The following is a 15,319-nucleotide window of genomic DNA, read 5'->3' on the forward strand; positions in this document are numbered from 1 at the left end:
TTTCACTTTTTTTGTGACATTTTACCTTTATATTTAATTATTAAAGCTAAAGCCCGATTCCATTTAATCAGCAGATTCTCGGTTACCGTAATTGTTTTTTATCAATTTTTATAATTGTAAAACTATAAAAGATAAAAAGTGCAATAAATATGCTTGTCATCAACTTTTCAGAAATACCCATCAACTCAGATAGAATACCGATACTACACAATAATGCACTTAGCCCGCCAATGATAAGTGTTGTATTCGAATTGCTGTATCCTTTGGATAGAATTAAGTGATGCAAATGATCTCTGTTTGCCTGTAAGGGAGAATTTCCAGAGAGTATTCTTCTCAACATAACTGAAAACATATCAATTAAAGGTACCGCTATTATCCAGACTGCGGTAATTGGGCGCATCAATGGTTGGCTGCTTTGGGTTGTGAATGTTATTAACCAAATTACAGTTAACCCCATTAACATGCTGCCAGCGTCACCCATAAATATTTTGTAGCGGCGATCTTTAAATGTTCCAAAATTAAAGAACATAAAAGCTAATACAGCCCCGACCAAAATGGATGTGAAGGAATTATCAAAATTAGCCCCTCCATAAATCACCAAAACACCAATGGATATAAAAGTATTTAGGCTGATAGCGCCAACTAAGCCATCAACGCCATCTGACATGTTAAAAGCATTTATGCAGGTTACAACAGCTAACACCGTAAATATCGGTCCAAAGGCCCCTAGTTCTATTACTTCGTTGCTAAATAAAGTCCCTAATTCATGTATATACAAATCAGAACCAAATACCATTAAAGAACCAACTAAGCATTGAGCAATCAGGCGCAACTTAGCATCAATGTCGTGGTAATCATCCAAAACACCAATAAGTACCATAAAAGAAGTGGAGATCAGATACATTTTATAGTGTGAATCAAAAGGAGTAAGTACAAAGCTACATATTGTTATTGATGCATAGATAGCTAAGCCACCAATTAAAGGTATATTTCCTAAATGTTGTTTTCTTGGACCTGGTTTGTCTAACAGACCTACGTTGTTAGCAATTGGACGCAACACTAGGATAAAGCCAAAAACGGCCATAAAAGAGATGAAAAATGAAAAAAGATTAAAGAACAAGACGCAATCCCTTGGATTAAAGTAAAGGGAAATCCCTATTTGTGACAATAAATTAAGTCATGGCCTATTCTAAGTTAATAGAGCTTTGAATTCAAACTAGAAATACATAAATCATAATCTCTTTAAGGGCAATTATAATTCCCGAGCAATGATGATTTGCGGTGAAATTTATTATCAAAATCCCGTTAGATTCAGCGCAACTGTGTATAAAGGCATTATAACAAACAGTTACTATTGCAATTAATGTCAGTAAGTGGCAAATATTAAGCAGACTTTAGGTTATTTAATAAGTCGGAGCTTGCGTTTAGATAGTGTTTTTGCTCTTATAATTTATATTTCACAATGTATATTTATACTTGATTTGCCAAGAATTAAATTAAGGGATCTTAGTTAGATGAAAGTAGCAGTATTTGGAATCGGTTATGTAGGCTTGGTACAAGCCGCAGTGATGGCTGAGGTGGGTCACGATGTTTTGTGTATTGACATAGACCAAAACAAAGTCGACCGGTTGAAAGAAGGGCTCATTCCTATTTTTGAACCAGGTTTGACGCCTTTAGTTAAGTCTAACTATGAAGCAGGTAGAATTGATTTTACGACTGATGCGGCTCGTGGTGTTGAACATGGTGAGGTGATTTTTATTGCTGTAGGCACACCTCCTGATGAAGATGGTTCGGCTGATCTTAAGTATGTATTAGCAGTGGCTGAGACCGTTGCAACACATATGCGGTCTCATAAAATAGTGGTTAATAAGTCAACTGTGCCTGTTGGTACTGCGGATAAAGTGAAGGCTAAGATTGCTGCTACTTTAGCTGACTCTGGCAAGTCTGTAACTTATGATGTGGTATCTAACCCTGAATTTTTGAAAGAAGGGGCTGCAGTAAATGACTGTATGCGTCCTGACCGTATCATTTTAGGTACAGATAGCGAAGCTGCTGAGAAGAAACTCCGTGAGTTGTATTCACCCTTTAACCGAAATCACGACAAAATTATTGTGATGGACATTCGTAGCGCCGAGCTAACTAAATATGCGGCTAATTGCATGTTGGCAACTAAAATTAGTTTTATGAATGAGATGGCGAATCTTGCAGAAGTATTTGGAGCCGATATTGAAAATGTGCGCCGTGGAATAGGCTCTGACCCGCGCATTGGTTATCAATTTATTTATCCTGGCTGTGGTTATGGCGGTTCATGTTTCCCCAAAGATGTGCAAGCGCTTGCTCGTAGTGCAACAGCTGCAGGTTATACCGCGCGGGTATTGGAAGCCGTTGAAGAAGTTAATTATGCGCAAAAAGAGAAGTTATTTGAGTATATTTCACGCCATTTTTCTGGTGATTTAAAAGGTAAAACTGTAGCACTGTGGGGGTTATCATTTAAACCTAATACTGATGACATGCGCGAGGCATCAAGCCGTGTGCTTATGGAAAAACTCTGGGCCGCGGGTGCCAGTGTTAAAGCTTATGATCCAGAAGCGATGGAAGAGACTCAGCGTATTTATGGTAGCCGCAATGACCTGACGCTAATGGGCACTAAAGAGGCTGCATTAGAAGGCGCAGACTTTTTGGTGATCTGCACCGAATGGCAAGCGTTTAGAGCGCCAGATTTTGAGATGATGAAACAGAAGTTGTCTATGCCTTTATTGTTTGATGGGCGTAATTTATTTGAGCCAAAACTCATGATGGAATACGGATTGCATTATTATGCTATCGGTCGCGGTTTATCAGTTAAAGGACATTAATATGGGTCAAGTAAAAAAAGCAGTTATACCAGTAGCGGGATTGGGAACAAGAATGTTACCAGCTACTAAAGCTATTCCTAAAGAAATGTTACCTGTAGTGGATAAGCCTCTTATTCAGTACGTGGTATCTGAATGTGTTGCTGCGGGGATCAAAGAAATTATCTTGGTCACCCATGCCAGTAAAAACAGTATCGAAAACCATTTTGATACCAGTTTTGAGCTTGAAGCAACATTGGAGAAAAGGGTTAAACGTCAACTACTTGAAGCGGTACAAGCAATTTGCCCTAAAGATGTAACTATTATGCATGTTCGTCAAGGTGTAGCTAAAGGTTTAGGTCACGCTGTGCTTTGTGCACGACCTATGGTGGGCGATGCTCCCTTTGCGGTGGTGCTTCCCGATGTCATTATAGATGAATATACAAGTAACCTTAAAAAAGACAATTTGGCGGATATGGTGGCTAAGTTTAACACCAACCGTGTTAGCCAAATTATGGTTGAGCAAGTCCCTCAAGATGATGTCAGCAAATATGGCATAGTTGATTTGGAAGGTTTAGAGTTAAAACCAGGCGAGTCGGGTAAGATCCACAATATGGTAGAAAAACCTGACTTAGAAGATGCTCCATCTGATTTGGCAGTAGTCGGGCGTTATGTATTGTCTGGAAAAGTTTGGGATATGCTTGAATATACTCCTCCAGGTGCCGGTGATGAGGTTCAGTTGACTGATGCGATCGCGGCACTAATGAAAACAGAACAAGTGGATGCTTATTATATGAAAGGCAGAAGCCATGACTGTGGTAGCAAATTAGGCTATATGACTGCGAACGTTGAGTATGCTTTGCGTCACCCTGAATTGGGAGAGGAATTTAAGTCATTTCTAAAAGACTTAAAGCTGTAATAAACAGGCCGCTTATTGTGATAATAAGCGGCCTAAATTTTAACTGATAGCTAACTTGTTTTTACTTGCCCTTTTAACTTCGCAAGCATCTTTTTACCTACACCCTTTACATTTACCAGCTCGTCTACAGATTTAAACTTACCATTCTTTGTGCGATATTCGATAATGGCTGCTGCCTTTTTCTTGCCAACTCCTGGCAGAGTCACTAATTGCTCTAAAGTTGCTGTATTCAAATCGACTTGAGTCATTTGTTTTTGACTCATTTTAGTTTTTGCGGTATCGGCAAATGCTAAGCTGCTTGAAGTAGTCAGAAATACGCTGGAAAGTAATAATACAAAGATGAGTTTTTTCATAAATAAGTTCCTTATAGTTAATTCCATTTGATGCAATTACATCAAAATAAACATAGTAGAAACCGTTAAGTTCGTAAAGTAATCATCTTTATTGATATTGGTATAAATCCTACCCATAAGAATCAGAGGTATTTACTCTAGCTGGCAGCAAGCATTTGTGGTTATGTTAGCCATCATATTCATTACTTCTGTTTGGCTCATGCCTAGCTCAATTAATCCTGCATTGAAGTAGATTTCTGTCTCCTTAGAGCGTGTTAGGTCTGAAAAATAATGTTCTTGGGCTAGGGTTAAACTGAGTCCAAGTAGATAACAATATTGACGGGTAGAGCACTTATTATCTTGCTTCTGCATTATTAAATCGTAGTGCTGCAATACCTCTAACATTTGTTTGTTTTGTTGCCATGCATTGGCGAGTAAAAACCCGTCCTTTTTGAGGTTTTGGGTTTCTTTTACCTTTATTAGATCTGCCAATTTAAAGCTTGCAAGTGCGGATTTTTCCCAGTGGTTCAAAGAACGAATAGAAGGTAAGGTAAACAATCTCGACACTAAAAAATAGGCGGTTGTGCGGGCTAATTCGGGCGAAACAAGCTTAATTTTTGTCGCTAGTTCAGCTACGATAAATACAAAAAACTGACTGAAGGTTAAGAGCGCTTGTTGTAGAGGAAAGTACTGTTGGTTAAGTCGAGATAATAAGGCGTGCTGTATTAAAATGTGGTTAGTTCGTTCAAAACCAAGCATGGCTAAGCTTTGTTGAATGTTTTGTACTGGCTGCTTTTGTCGGTTACTAATAGACGCAGAAACTTGCAGTTGATGTGCAAAAGCGGGTTCTTTTTCAATGGCTTTAGTGATCACCTTTATGTCGGCATTGATGTGGTTCAGTTGGTCTTGAATGACCAATAAGGACGCAGGGGCTGCCTGGACTGGCAGTATTGGATCAAATGCAGGTATAAGCCCATGCTCTTTATTATTGGCAATGCAATCCATCAAGTCAGCGCCCCACCATTGATTAAGGCGAGTAAAACTTTTTAGTTGCTGACAAGGGTAACTATGTATCACTTGTTCTACTGTTGTGAGCTGAATATCTGCCTTATCGGATTGCACTACAACAGAAGGTTTGCTAGGTATAGGTTTAGTGATTAGCCCTTTACTACTTAGGGATAATACCATGTGGATTGAACCATCTTTTAATCGAATATAGCTACCTAGTGGCGAAACACTTGGATATTGTAGTAATGGGGTAAGCAACTCATACCATTTTGGACAACACTCTAAGCTTAAGCGTTTAATGATGTGTGCAAAACTAATAGCTTGCTTTTGTGTATTAGGTGTACCTAATAACGCGAATTTATTCGCCATATAAGCTAAGGCTGTTATAGGGCTAGTCAGACTAGTGCGAGGATAATGAGTTAAATGAATATGCGAGCGAAGAAGGTAAGTGGATAACCAGATTTGCTGCTGGTTTGATTTTAGTAATTGAGAAAACTTGGCATTTCTAAGGCCGAGCTTGTTTGTTAGCGACTTTTGATTGTCTTTATCTGTTTGGTAGTGTTCTTCTATGGATGATTGTTCTAAAGCATAGATACTGAGCGAGCCACACATTAATTGAATAGTGACCGAGGGATCAAACTTGTTTCTAACAGCTAATAAACAGGTTAACACTGCCGAATTGAACGTGAGATTGACGATAAAGGGTAGTTGAGGTTTATACAGTTGCGGTTGTGCAAAAATCAGCTCGGGATGTTTCTTGGCTGCACTATACAAGCTTTTACAAAAATCATGTGAAGCTTTGATTAAAGTTCTGTCTAAAGGAGCTGTGCGATAAATTTTGAGTAACTTTGCCAGAGCAATATAGTGTTGCTTAACTATTTCTGCTGACATAGAAACTTTATTTAACCATCAATATAGGATTGATAGGCACTATCACCCCACGCAATAAGCTCGTTGTTCTCAAAAAGAAGAGCTGTGCATTCGTCTTCTGTGGTGATCCCATCGGCTTGTTTGTGCTGAGTACGATAAAACATCACTTGTAGTTCTTTATTATTATTTCGCTTCGCCTCTGTGATGTCAGGGCTACCCAATAATTCGAGTATTTGTTTTTTTTGTTGGCCCAGCTCAAGCTGAGATATTTTGACTTTGTTGTATGCTTGGCGGTCTTCCCAGTCCATATTATGAGGGGTATCTGGATATAGCATGATAACGGCCATGACAAAAACAGCGTATAAACCAACACCAATAATAATTCTCTTCACTACTTTTTTATTCATGTGTTTCTTTCTAATATTTACCCAATGCAATCATATAAAAATAGTTGATTGATTGCAGTGAGTTGAACGTAAATTTTTGTTAACTTAGCTTAATCAGCGCTAGCTTTTCATTATTCAGTTATTTGATAGCAAGGTATATATTTACTGCCTGGCAGTTTCATTCTTTGTTGTTCAACAAAAGATTCTAATAAATTGTCCATTAATTTCATTAGTTTGGGATCTCCTGTTAGTTGGAAGGGGCCGTGTTCTTTTATCAAAGCTACACCTTCTGACTTTACATTTCCCGCGACTATCCCTGAGAATACTTGTCTCAAAGCTGCAGCAAGTTCGGTTTTAGGTTGCTCAAAGTGTAAATTGAGTGCTGCCATGCTGCTATGATTTGGAATAAAAGGTATCTGAAAATCAGCAGCAATTTTGAGTGACCAATTAAAATCATAAGAATCGCCAGTTTGTTTGCGATAATTTTTAACTAACCTTTGTTTCTGCTTAATAATTTGCGCCACTTTTTCCGGACGGCCCACGACTATTTCATATAACTTCTGTGCTTCAGGTCCCAAAGCTTCGCCTATAAAATAATCAATGGATTCAAAGTAAGCTTTACAGTGTTCAGGGCCTGTGAGAATGATAGGCAATACCTGTTCTTTGTTTTGTTCATCTAACATGATACCAATGAGATAAAGCAGTTCTTCTGCTGTGCCTGCTCCTCCTGGAAAGATAACAATCCCATGAGATAAGCGAATAAATGCCTCTAAGCGTTTCTCGATATCAGGCATAATGACAAGCTCATTTACAATGGCATTCGGCGGCTCAGCTGCAATGATCCCTGGCTCTGTTAGGCCTAAGTAACGGCCATTTTCATAGCGTTGTTTAGCATGACCTATGGTGGCTCCTTTCATTGGGCCTTTCATCGCTCCTGGCCCACAACCGGTGCAAATGTTGAGTTTGCGTAAGCCTAGTTGATAGCCTACTTCTTTAGTATATTTGTATTCTACTGTATCAATTGAATGTCCGCCCCAACACACCACCATATTTAATTCTGCAGTGTTTTTGATTGTTTGTGCATGGCGCAATATATCAAATACACTGTGTGTGATGTAGGCAGAATCAGGTGTAACCCGCAAAGCCTCTGCCGAATACTTGGCTCCCATATGTAATAAATCGCGCAGCACAGAAAATATGTGTTCATGCACACCTTTTATCAATACTCCATCCACAAAGGCTAGGGCTGGTGGGTTGACCAACTCCACTTTCACCCCTCTTTCTCGGCTAATTAAATTGACTGCAAAGTCGCGGTGGGGTGCGAATATGTTGTCACTATTATCGATTTCGGCACCGCTATACAAAACAGCCAAACAGCAATTTCGAAACAATCTATACAAGTCCCTATCTGTAGCTTCGCTAAGCAAGTTAACTTCTAGCTGAGATAGTTGGCTCATTACGCCTACAGGATTGAGTTGGATTTTGTGCATAACCACCTAAATTTTTAAGTTATTTTCGTGAATATATGTTGTTACTGTCGAGCCAGTCTAACTTCTGGATATATTTGTTCAAAGTTGCTTCTAAATGGATTGATATCTAAGCCTCCACGTCGAGTATATCTGGCGTAGACACTTAACTTATTGGGTTTACAGTTCTCCATAATGTCACAAAATATACGTTCAACACATTGTTCGTGAAATTCATTATGTTGTCTGAATGATATAAGATAACGCAATAACCCTTCATGGTTTATTTGTTGACCTTGATAACGAATTAAAACACTACCCCAGTCAGGTTGATTGGTTATCAGACAGTTTGATTTAAGTAAATCACTGGTTAGGGTTTCTTTAATCAGTTCGCCCCTTGCGGTCAAATTAGACGGATCGAGTTGGTAACCTTTTACCTCAATATCTAAATCGTCGATAGACACTGCATCGAAGCTGGCAATTTGCATTTGAGAAAATTCTGCAGGTTTGAATAAAGTTACCTTGACCTTTTCTCCCGCGCATTGAGATAAGTCTTTTGTTAAGGCTAATGTGACTGAATCTAAGGAATCAAATTGGCTTTGGTTAAAACTATTTAAGTACAATTTAAATGATTTTGACTCTACTAAATTCGGTGAAGATGCAGGGACTTCGCAGCGCATAATCGCCACCTGAGGTTTACCTTTAGTATTTAACCAAGATAATTCGTAGCCATTCCAACGATCAGTTCCATAAAAAGGTAATTCAGATGCTAAATTTAGTTCGACTCTGTTCATGCTTCTAGGAACAGCTTGCAACAAGTCTGGTGTGTATATTTCTTGGTATTCAGTCGCTTTACCTAAACTTAATCCGGCAAGCATTGTATGTTTATCAATTTTTTCGCTCACATTGACTCATCATTGTTCTAACTAGGTTATTTCAATCAGTCTACCCTATGACTGCTTTTGTCAAAACCTTGAGATATCATTTTTTCCTAATGATGTTAAATTACGCGACTAAAAGGTGTTGTTGAAAGAGAGTATTGATGAGTGAACAAGTAACAATTGCGTTAGATGAATTTGTCCAAAGGTATATGGATGCAGCTAAAAAACATCCGGAGATGTTAATGGTTGAGTATGACAATGATTGGCCATCTGACTGCTATGCAGCTTCAGGTAATACAGGTGATAGCGTTAACTGGTTGCCTGTTAAGCGTACTGAAGCAGTTAATTTTGATGATTTAGCATCCGCTTTAGATATGAAAATCCATCAAGATGTTATTAGCTATTATTCTGCATATTGGAGCGATAATTTAAGTGCTGAGACAAATAAAGGTTATTTACAATTGTTACAGCCATGGAATCAGGGCGATTTCGAACGATTACAGCAAAATTTGATTGGTCACATATTAATGAAAAGAAGGTTGAAGCAGCCTGAAACACTCTTTATTGCTTTAACAGACCAAGATGATTTTATCCTAACGGTGGATAATACTAGTGGCGAAGTTTTGCTTGAGCAAGTCGGTCTGTTACCAAAAGAAGTGGTAGCGCCTAATTTAGCGAGCTTCATTCAGTCCTTACAGCCTTCACCTGCACGAAATTAACGCTTATACCCAAACTATCTCACCATGTCTGAATCGCGCATTTTAAGGTGGCTTGGGTCTATTATCCGACATCTTGGCCAGTTCTTGCATTATTGTCGCTACCTGAGCTTCCAACTGGGCGACACGTTGTTGTAATGATTGATTGGTTACTGCACCAGTATTTATTGGTTTTTTGTGAATTTTTGGGCGGTCGCTAGGGTTAGATTTCCACTTTTGTAACCCTTTAATCACTTCGGGGATCGCCAGAGGGTGTTGAGCCATATTTCTAATTAAGGCAACGGAAGGTGTTTTACCCTGCTCAGATATCTCAAAACACAGATTGATTATGTAGTCGATATTACTCATTTTGTTGGTCAAAACTCCTAAAACTTTACGTAATGCGCTAATTTATTTTAACCACTTGTTCTCGTAATCACCATATATTTATATAAAACAAAAGGTTAGCGTCTTGGCCTCAATTTTGAATACTCATTCCCAAATTGACTATCTTTAGTCGCAACCTAAAATAAAAAATATTAAGGAATTACCTATGAACAAGTTAGCCGTAGCCGCATTATTTGGTTTATCACTAGGGTTGAGTGGGTGTGTTATTTCAGTAGACGGTGATGGTGATTATGGGCATCACTCTGACTGGCAGGATAAAGAACAGAAAAATCGTAAACACATTTCACGATTGCAACAAGATGTCAGTTATGACGAAATTTTAAATCGCATGGGTATCGCAGATTTTAATGAGTTTTACGCAAAAAACGACGATACATATCAGGTGTTATATTACAGAACGCAACGTATCGAAGGCGATGGAGTCACCACAAAAAACGAATGCACGCCTCTAGTGTTTAAAAATAGTGTATTAGTAGGATGGGGTGAAAGCGCCTACAACGCGATAAGCCATTAGTTGATTTTGTTGATGGAGTCGCTTGTTTTTTAACCAAAGTTCAGGTTGATTAATTTAATAAGCTGCTCCATTGTGTATATTTTCAATATTTAATTTGCTGATTTACAACAAACTATTAACAAGTCAACATCCATAGGGTAGAGTGTTTGCAAAAATAAGAGGTGTTATTCATGATGGAATTACTAGAAGAACAAGTGGCTGATGTCGATAATATTAAAGCTGTTTACTTAACCGCTGAAGATCTAAAAATTGCCGCCTCAATATTGTACCTTGCCTATCATGATGACCCGTTATTTGTTGATATATTTCAATACGAAAAAGAGGGGTATGAGTCCCGTCTACGTTCAGCAATTAGAGAAGAATTAAATGCATTCTGGTCAGCTAAACAACCTATGATTGGTTTGTTTGATGATGCCCGACTGGTTGCCGTTGCTTGTTTGGTGAGTCCTGATGCAGAGTTAGGACCTAATAGATTTTGGCATTGGCGATTAAAAATGCTTTTGACTGCTGGGTATTTAGGTACTAAACAAATGGTCGATAAAGAAACTAAAGTACGTGAACGCGTGCCTGCTGAGCACTATCATATGTTGTCTCTGATTGGTGTGCATCCTGACCAGCAAGATCATGGCTTAGGCCATGTATTGATGAGTGCAATTGAAGGTATTATGCTCGAAGATCCTAATAGTCAAGGAGTCGCCATGTATGTGACATTACCTAAATGTTTATCTTTTTTTGAAGACGGTAATTACAATCTTGTCGAAGAATTAGAAGTGGGACGTATTAAAGGGCACTTAATGTTCCGTCCTCGTGAAATCCAATAAACTAGACTGTAAGCAAAAAGCTTCCTCCGTGTAAGAGATTTCGTACAAAGACGTAAGTGAAGTCGTCAATTGTCATTGATTTTATACTTACACTTTATTTAACCTATTGTTTTATAAAGAATAAATATCTTCCTTTAATTTCTATCCATAATATTTTTCTTTTTTCTTTTTTGCCCCCCTCGCAAACTTTCTCAGATCCTCTATCTTTATACCCGTCACAAGGAAACACGATGAGTCAGGATGACATCAAGGATGAATTTGGACAACTTCAGGATTGAAGGTGATGCGACAAGGCAGTGCATTAAAGGACAGGAACTCAGGAAGAGTGTTTTGCAAGGATGTAAAGCTTATGGACTTGGATCACAATGGACAGTGCCTCGTATTGGATACGAGATAAAGGACAGGAACTCAGGATGAGCGCTTTGCAAGGACGTAAAGCTTATGGACTTGGAACACAAAGGACGGTGCCTCGTATTGGATACGAGATAAAGGACAGGAACTCAGGATGAGCGCTTTGCAAGGACGTAAAGCTTATGGACTTGGATCACAATGGACTGTGCCTCGTATAGGATACGAGATAAAGGACGGGAGCTCAGGATGAGCGCTTTGCAAGGATGTAAAGCTTATGGATTAGGATACACAGTGATGTGAGACTAGCGAAGGAACAGCTAGTTAAGGGAATAAGGATACACCAGTAAGGTGCCCCATTTGGATAAGTGGGATGAAAAGGATAAAGGACACACTCAGGATGAGTGGCTCATCGGGATGATCGAGAGCGGAGGGAAAGGGCGTAATACGGAAATTTTCAGGATAGATTTTGCAACGGACAGCAGAGAGGGACCCTCAAAATTCTTTAAGGGCGTGGCTTGAAAACTTTCAAGTCATGCCTTTTCCATTTTTGTCGACTTATACTATTTCCATTCAACAAATTTTCCGCTATTCATACAACAAGCATTCCATGTACTTCCCTGATAAATCACTCAACTCGATAGGCTGGTGTATCGATGTTTTGTACTTTTAGACCAATCATTTGCACTTGACCTTGACAACTATCTTCTCCATTACCTGAAAATTCAAAAACAAAGTCACTATGAAAATCAAGCTTACCCCTATAACTTCCTAGACGTGTTTTTACTCTTGCCACACTGATGAGTTGCAACTGTTGTCTTTCACAGTAGACATCTAATTGTGTTTTGACCGCTTCTGAAATGGCTCGAAAACGCCAAAACATGGCTGCCAATAAAAAAATGCCAATAAGTAATATTAAATCATATAAATTCATGGTGTATTTTGACCAAATAGTTGACCTATGGCCTGAGTGAGCTGTGGGCTCTTTTCAGGCCAGCGTAAAACTCCTAACATGACTTCCCTTATTTCTGGTATTTGTACTAGGTCAGAATACAACCCAATAAATGTATCTTCTTCGCAACTGGCCAATAGCTCGGCATAGAGAGTCAGGATTGATAACTCCTTCAAGTATTGCCAATGCCTAGCTGCAATCAACATAAGCGCTGCACTTGTTTGCCCATTTGCACAATTAAGTACTGAAGATAACAGTGAATTGACTGCTGTTTTAGCTTGGCTTTGACACAGTCCTCGAAGCACACTGTGTAGCCTTTGTTCATCTTCTAGATCTTGGTGATACCAGTTGATTAATAAGGCACTAATATCTTCATCTATTTTATGATTTTCTAAGGATGCACACAAAGCATATTGCATTTCAGGTGCTAGGGTTAAAAATTGTTTTAATAACAAATTTTTGGGTTCGCTATGCTGCAAGGACGCGGTAAAATCTGCGATCCCTTGCAAAGGAACTGCACGCCAGTCGTGTCGTTCAGGATGTGTTAAATATTGTTCAACTAAATCTAAGTGCTCCGATAAAGGGAGTGCTAATTCAACCCTGGCGATACTATTAAAGTCAGCCAACTGCTGTTGATTAGGAATAAAGGTAAAGGGATTTTCAGGCAACTGATTATTTGCATTGTTTTGTTTATCTAGTGTTTGCCCCAAAGCTTCTACTACTATTTGTAAAAATTGTTGTCTGGCGGCACCTATCACTAAGCCTTGTTCATCTAGAGGTAATTTTACAAACCAAATATAGTGTTCATTATTCATTTGTTTGTTAAAAAATAAAATCCCAAACCAAGCATGCTGCTGTCTGGGGTAGGGAGCGGGTAGAGTCGCATTTTCTACGTCTAAAAACGCTTGAGACTCAAGGGGTCTGATACCACGAGCCATATCAAACACCCGATAGTCTGTGCCAGCTTGAAGTAAAAATTCGCTGATAGTATTGATCTGACTCATGTTATTATAAAACTTATTAAATATTAATCGGTTAGAAAATAAACGTGTTGGTTATTTTCATAGGTAATGGCTATTGATCATGCCACGTAGTCATGTAGAAGTCGAAATTCTGATAATAAAACTCGAACAAAGTCTGCGAGACGCTATGTTGTGGTCGAGCTCTAAACCTTCAAATCAAGCCCTTCAAAGTATGGTGCCTTTTGCTTTCGATTCAATGCCGTTCGAGCAATGGCTGCAATTTATTTTTATCCCCAAAATGTCTGAAATAATCCGCTCTAAAAAAACGCTACCCAATAACCTTAAGATACTACCAATGGCAGAACAAAGCTTAGGCACTGCGGATAATAGACGTGAGGTTATAGAAGTGATTAAACAAATTGATTTAGTATTTTGGGTTTCATAACATGCCGTTATCTATTATTTATCAAGATGAATATTTAGTCGCCATTAATAAGCCGTCAGGGTTATTAGTGCATCGCAGTATGTTGGATAAACATGAGACTCAGTTTGCGGTACAGTTATTACGGGATCAAATTGGTCAATATGTGTTTCCTGTGCATCGATTAGACAGGCCAACTTCAGGTGTATTGGTGTTTGCCTTATCTGCTGATGTTGCTAGAAAATTAGGTGAACAGTTTGCCAATCAAATAATTGCGAAAACCTATCTGGCGATTGTTCGAGGGCATATAGCAGATAAAGGGGAAATAGATTACGCCCTCAAGGAAAAACTCGACAAAATCGCAGATAAAATGGCCAAGCTGGATAAACCAGCACAAGAGGCAGTCACACTTTTTAATCGACTAGATAAGTTTGAATTGCCTTTTGCTGTAAGCAAGTATGCATCAGCTCGATATTCATTGGTTCAACTGAGTCCTAAAACGGGGCGTAAACATCAGCTTAGACGGCATCTAGCTCACATTAACCATCCTATTGTCGGTGATACCACTCACGGTGACGGTAAACACAATACATTTATACGCCAACAGTTTAACTTTAATCAATTGGCTTTGACCTGCAAATCAATGCAGATAACACATCCAGTTTCAGAAGCGCCATTAGTTTTACGCTGTGATTTAGATAAAAGTTTTTTCGATTTACTAGAAAAATGGCAAGTCAGTCACCATCAATTACATAAATTAAATACATTATAGCTGTGCAGGGTATCACCTCACTTAATTAAGGACTCTTAATATGAGCAAGATCGGGATTTTTGTAGGATCGGTATATGGCAATGCACAACATGTGGCTGAAGAGGTTAATACGATGTTGATTGCACAAGGTTTGACATCAGAAGTATTCACAGACCCGACTTTGAATGACTTTAACCAGGCTTCTTCTATGATATTTATTAGTTCAACCACAGGGCAGGGGGATATACCTCCGAACTTAGAATTTTTTATTCAAGATTTACGTGACGAATTCCCTTTGATGGAGCAGAAATCTTTTGCGGTTGCAGGTCTAGGTGATAGTAGTTATGGCGAAACGTATTGCGGTGCAGGACGGCAAATTTTCGAACTGTTAAATGAATTACAAGGTAAACCAATAACAGAACTACTGGAGATCGATGCCTGTGAAACCCTCGAACCAGAAGCCGAAGTGGTGGCATGGGCAGAAACATTGTTGCCAGCGTTAACCTGAATTTTGGTTATACTTTGTGTCCTACTTAGTTCAATATCTTTTGCTTTTAAAACGAATTCACCACAGAGAACACAGAGCGCTTCGCTACACAGAGAAAAGCGAATAGATTGTTAAGATAAAATTTACAATATCGATGAGCCATATGCTCAATCATTTGGGTAATTGGTCTTAACCTTTCTTCATTCTTTTCCTCTGTGCCTCTGTGCCCTCCGTGGTTCAATATCTTTTGCTTTTAAAGCTAACTTC

17 protein-coding genes are annotated in these 15,319 nt (G+C 38.8%); 8 read left to right on the forward strand and 9 right to left on the reverse strand.

What is annotated here, in order from left to right; all coding sequences use genetic code 11:
- Positions 1 to 82: 82 nt before the first annotated feature.
- Entirely contained in the window at positions 83 to 1,120 is a 1,038-nt protein-coding gene (wecA, locus tag GARC_RS13665) for a UDP-N-acetylglucosamine--undecaprenyl-phosphate N-acetylglucosaminephosphotransferase (RefSeq protein WP_007621077.1), read from the reverse strand.
- 394 nt (positions 1,121 to 1,514) lie between these two features.
- Here wecA and GARC_RS13670 point away from each other — a divergent pair, with 394 nt between their 5' ends.
- Positions 1,515 to 2,855 (forward strand): UDP-glucose dehydrogenase family protein, encoded by a 1,341-nt coding sequence (locus GARC_RS13670; RefSeq protein ID WP_007621078.1) that lies wholly within the window; start codon positions 1,515 to 1,517, stop codon positions 2,853 to 2,855.
- A 1-nt stretch (position 2,856) separates the two neighbouring features.
- Positions 2,857 to 3,750, forward strand: coding sequence for a UTP--glucose-1-phosphate uridylyltransferase GalU (galU, locus tag GARC_RS13675; protein WP_007621079.1), 894 nt, complete (start codon positions 2,857 to 2,859; stop codon positions 3,748 to 3,750).
- 50 nt (positions 3,751 to 3,800) lie between these two features.
- Here the strand turns inward: galU and GARC_RS13680 are convergent, their stop codons facing one another.
- From GARC_RS13680 to queF, 5 genes are all read right to left on the reverse strand, one after another.
- Complete coding sequence (locus tag GARC_RS13680) at positions 3,801 to 4,103, reverse strand: ComEA family DNA-binding protein (RefSeq protein WP_007621080.1); 303 nt, start codon at positions 4,101 to 4,103, stop codon at positions 3,801 to 3,803.
- Positions 4,104 to 4,235: 132 nt separating this feature from the next.
- The gene (locus GARC_RS27330; RefSeq protein WP_007621082.1) at positions 4,236 to 5,981 is read right to left on the reverse strand and encodes an HDOD domain-containing protein; all 1,746 of its coding nucleotides are present in this window, start codon (positions 5,979 to 5,981) and stop codon (positions 4,236 to 4,238) included.
- Between the two features lie 11 nt (positions 5,982 to 5,992).
- Positions 5,993 to 6,367, reverse strand: a complete 375-nt coding sequence (locus GARC_RS13700; RefSeq protein ID WP_007621083.1) for a DUF3192 domain-containing protein — start codon at positions 6,365 to 6,367, stop codon at positions 5,993 to 5,995.
- Positions 6,368 to 6,477: 110 nt separating this feature from the next.
- A complete protein-coding gene (gene ppnN / locus GARC_RS13705; RefSeq protein WP_007621084.1) occupies positions 6,478 to 7,836 on the reverse strand; it encodes a nucleotide 5'-monophosphate nucleosidase PpnN in 1,359 nt (452 codons plus the stop codon).
- Positions 7,837 to 7,877: 41 nt separating this feature from the next.
- Positions 7,878 to 8,717, reverse strand: a complete 840-nt coding sequence (gene queF, locus GARC_RS13710) for an NADPH-dependent 7-cyano-7-deazaguanine reductase QueF (protein ID WP_007621085.1) — start codon at positions 8,715 to 8,717, stop codon at positions 7,878 to 7,880.
- 137 nt (positions 8,718 to 8,854) lie between these two features.
- On the opposite strand from queF, the gene syd reads away from it, so the two are divergent.
- Complete coding sequence (gene syd, locus GARC_RS13715) at positions 8,855 to 9,412, forward strand: SecY-interacting protein (protein ID WP_007621086.1); 558 nt, start codon at positions 8,855 to 8,857, stop codon at positions 9,410 to 9,412.
- A 42-nt stretch (positions 9,413 to 9,454) separates the two neighbouring features.
- Here syd and GARC_RS13720 read toward each other — a convergent pair whose 3' ends face one another.
- A complete protein-coding gene (locus tag GARC_RS13720) occupies positions 9,455 to 9,757 on the reverse strand; it encodes a hypothetical protein (RefSeq protein WP_007621087.1) in 303 nt (100 codons plus the stop codon).
- Positions 9,758 to 9,941: 184 nt separating this feature from the next.
- Here GARC_RS13720 and GARC_RS13725 point away from each other — a divergent pair, with 184 nt between their 5' ends.
- Both GARC_RS13725 and GARC_RS13730 read left to right on the forward strand, forming a co-directional pair.
- Positions 9,942 to 10,310, forward strand: a complete 369-nt coding sequence (locus GARC_RS13725; RefSeq protein ID WP_007621088.1) for a DUF3192 domain-containing protein — start codon at positions 9,942 to 9,944, stop codon at positions 10,308 to 10,310.
- A gap of 173 nt (positions 10,311 to 10,483) precedes the next feature.
- Positions 10,484 to 11,131: a hypothetical protein gene (locus tag GARC_RS13730; RefSeq protein ID WP_007621089.1), complete on the forward strand. Its 648-nt coding sequence runs from the start codon at positions 10,484 to 10,486 to the stop codon at positions 11,129 to 11,131.
- A gap of 976 nt (positions 11,132 to 12,107) precedes the next feature.
- Here GARC_RS13730 and GARC_RS13735 read toward each other — a convergent pair.
- Positions 12,108 to 12,413 carry a DUF3301 domain-containing protein gene (locus tag GARC_RS13735; RefSeq protein WP_007621091.1) on the reverse strand — a complete coding sequence of 102 codons (306 nt, stop codon included), beginning with the start codon at positions 12,411 to 12,413 and terminating at the stop codon, positions 12,108 to 12,110.
- Positions 12,410 to 13,435 carry a DUF3549 family protein gene (locus tag GARC_RS13740; RefSeq protein WP_007621093.1) on the reverse strand — a complete coding sequence of 342 codons (1,026 nt, stop codon included), beginning with the start codon at positions 13,433 to 13,435 and terminating at the stop codon, positions 12,410 to 12,412. Before GARC_RS13740 ends, GARC_RS13735 begins: the two co-directional genes overlap by 4 nt.
- Positions 13,436 to 13,514: 79 nt before the next feature.
- Between GARC_RS13740 and GARC_RS13745 the strand changes: the two genes are divergently transcribed.
- The 3 genes from GARC_RS13745 to GARC_RS13755 are packed head-to-tail and all read left to right on the forward strand — an operon-like array spanning position 13,515 to position 15,073.
- The gene (locus tag GARC_RS13745) at positions 13,515 to 13,838 is read left to right on the forward strand and encodes a YqcC family protein (RefSeq protein ID WP_007621095.1); all 324 of its coding nucleotides are present in this window, start codon (positions 13,515 to 13,517) and stop codon (positions 13,836 to 13,838) included.
- Between the two features lies 1 nt (position 13,839).
- Positions 13,840 to 14,586, forward strand: coding sequence for a tRNA pseudouridine(65) synthase TruC (truC, locus tag GARC_RS13750; RefSeq protein WP_007621097.1), 747 nt, complete (start codon positions 13,840 to 13,842; stop codon positions 14,584 to 14,586).
- Positions 14,587 to 14,626: 40 nt separating this feature from the next.
- On the forward strand, positions 14,627 to 15,073 hold the full coding sequence (locus tag GARC_RS13755; RefSeq protein WP_007621099.1) for a flavodoxin: 447 nt from the start codon (positions 14,627 to 14,629) through the stop codon (positions 15,071 to 15,073).
- Positions 15,074 to 15,319: the final 246 nt, after the last annotated feature.

This window comes from Paraglaciecola arctica BSs20135 (assembly GCF_000314995.1).
Classification (GTDB): Bacteria; Pseudomonadota; Gammaproteobacteria; order Enterobacterales; family Alteromonadaceae; genus Paraglaciecola; species Paraglaciecola arctica.

Bases quoted from the DNA above. Each gene is read 5' to 3' on its own strand.
- GARC_RS13670 (WP_007621078.1), top strand. From the start codon at position 1,515: ATGAAAGTAGCAGTATTTGGAATCGGTTATGTAGGCTTGGTACAAGCC.
- galU (WP_007621079.1), top strand. From the start codon at position 2,857: ATGGGTCAAGTAAAAAAAGCAGTTATACCAGTAGCGGGATTGGGAACA.
- GARC_RS13680 (WP_007621080.1), bottom strand. From the start codon at position 4,103: ATGAAAAAACTCATCTTTGTATTATTACTTTCCAGCGTATTTCTGACT.
- GARC_RS27330 (WP_007621082.1), bottom strand. From the start codon at position 5,981: ATGTCAGCAGAAATAGTTAAGCAACACTATATTGCTCTGGCAAAGTTA.
- GARC_RS13700 (WP_007621083.1), bottom strand. From the start codon at position 6,367: ATGAATAAAAAAGTAGTGAAGAGAATTATTATTGGTGTTGGTTTATAC.
- ppnN (WP_007621084.1), bottom strand. From the start codon at position 7,836: ATGCACAAAATCCAACTCAATCCTGTAGGCGTAATGAGCCAACTATCT.
- syd (WP_007621086.1), top strand. From the start codon at position 8,855: ATGAGTGAACAAGTAACAATTGCGTTAGATGAATTTGTCCAAAGGTAT.
- GARC_RS13720 (WP_007621087.1), bottom strand. From the start codon at position 9,757: ATGAGTAATATCGACTACATAATCAATCTGTGTTTTGAGATATCTGAG.
- GARC_RS13725 (WP_007621088.1), top strand. From the start codon at position 9,942: ATGAACAAGTTAGCCGTAGCCGCATTATTTGGTTTATCACTAGGGTTG.
- GARC_RS13730 (WP_007621089.1), top strand. From the start codon at position 10,484: ATGGAATTACTAGAAGAACAAGTGGCTGATGTCGATAATATTAAAGCT.
- GARC_RS13735 (WP_007621091.1), bottom strand. From the start codon at position 12,413: ATGAATTTATATGATTTAATATTACTTATTGGCATTTTTTTATTGGCA.
- GARC_RS13740 (WP_007621093.1), bottom strand. From the start codon at position 13,435: ATGAGTCAGATCAATACTATCAGCGAATTTTTACTTCAAGCTGGCACA.
- GARC_RS13745 (WP_007621095.1), top strand. From the start codon at position 13,515: ATGCCACGTAGTCATGTAGAAGTCGAAATTCTGATAATAAAACTCGAA.
- truC (WP_007621097.1), top strand. From the start codon at position 13,840: ATGCCGTTATCTATTATTTATCAAGATGAATATTTAGTCGCCATTAAT.
- GARC_RS13755 (WP_007621099.1), top strand. From the start codon at position 14,627: ATGAGCAAGATCGGGATTTTTGTAGGATCGGTATATGGCAATGCACAA.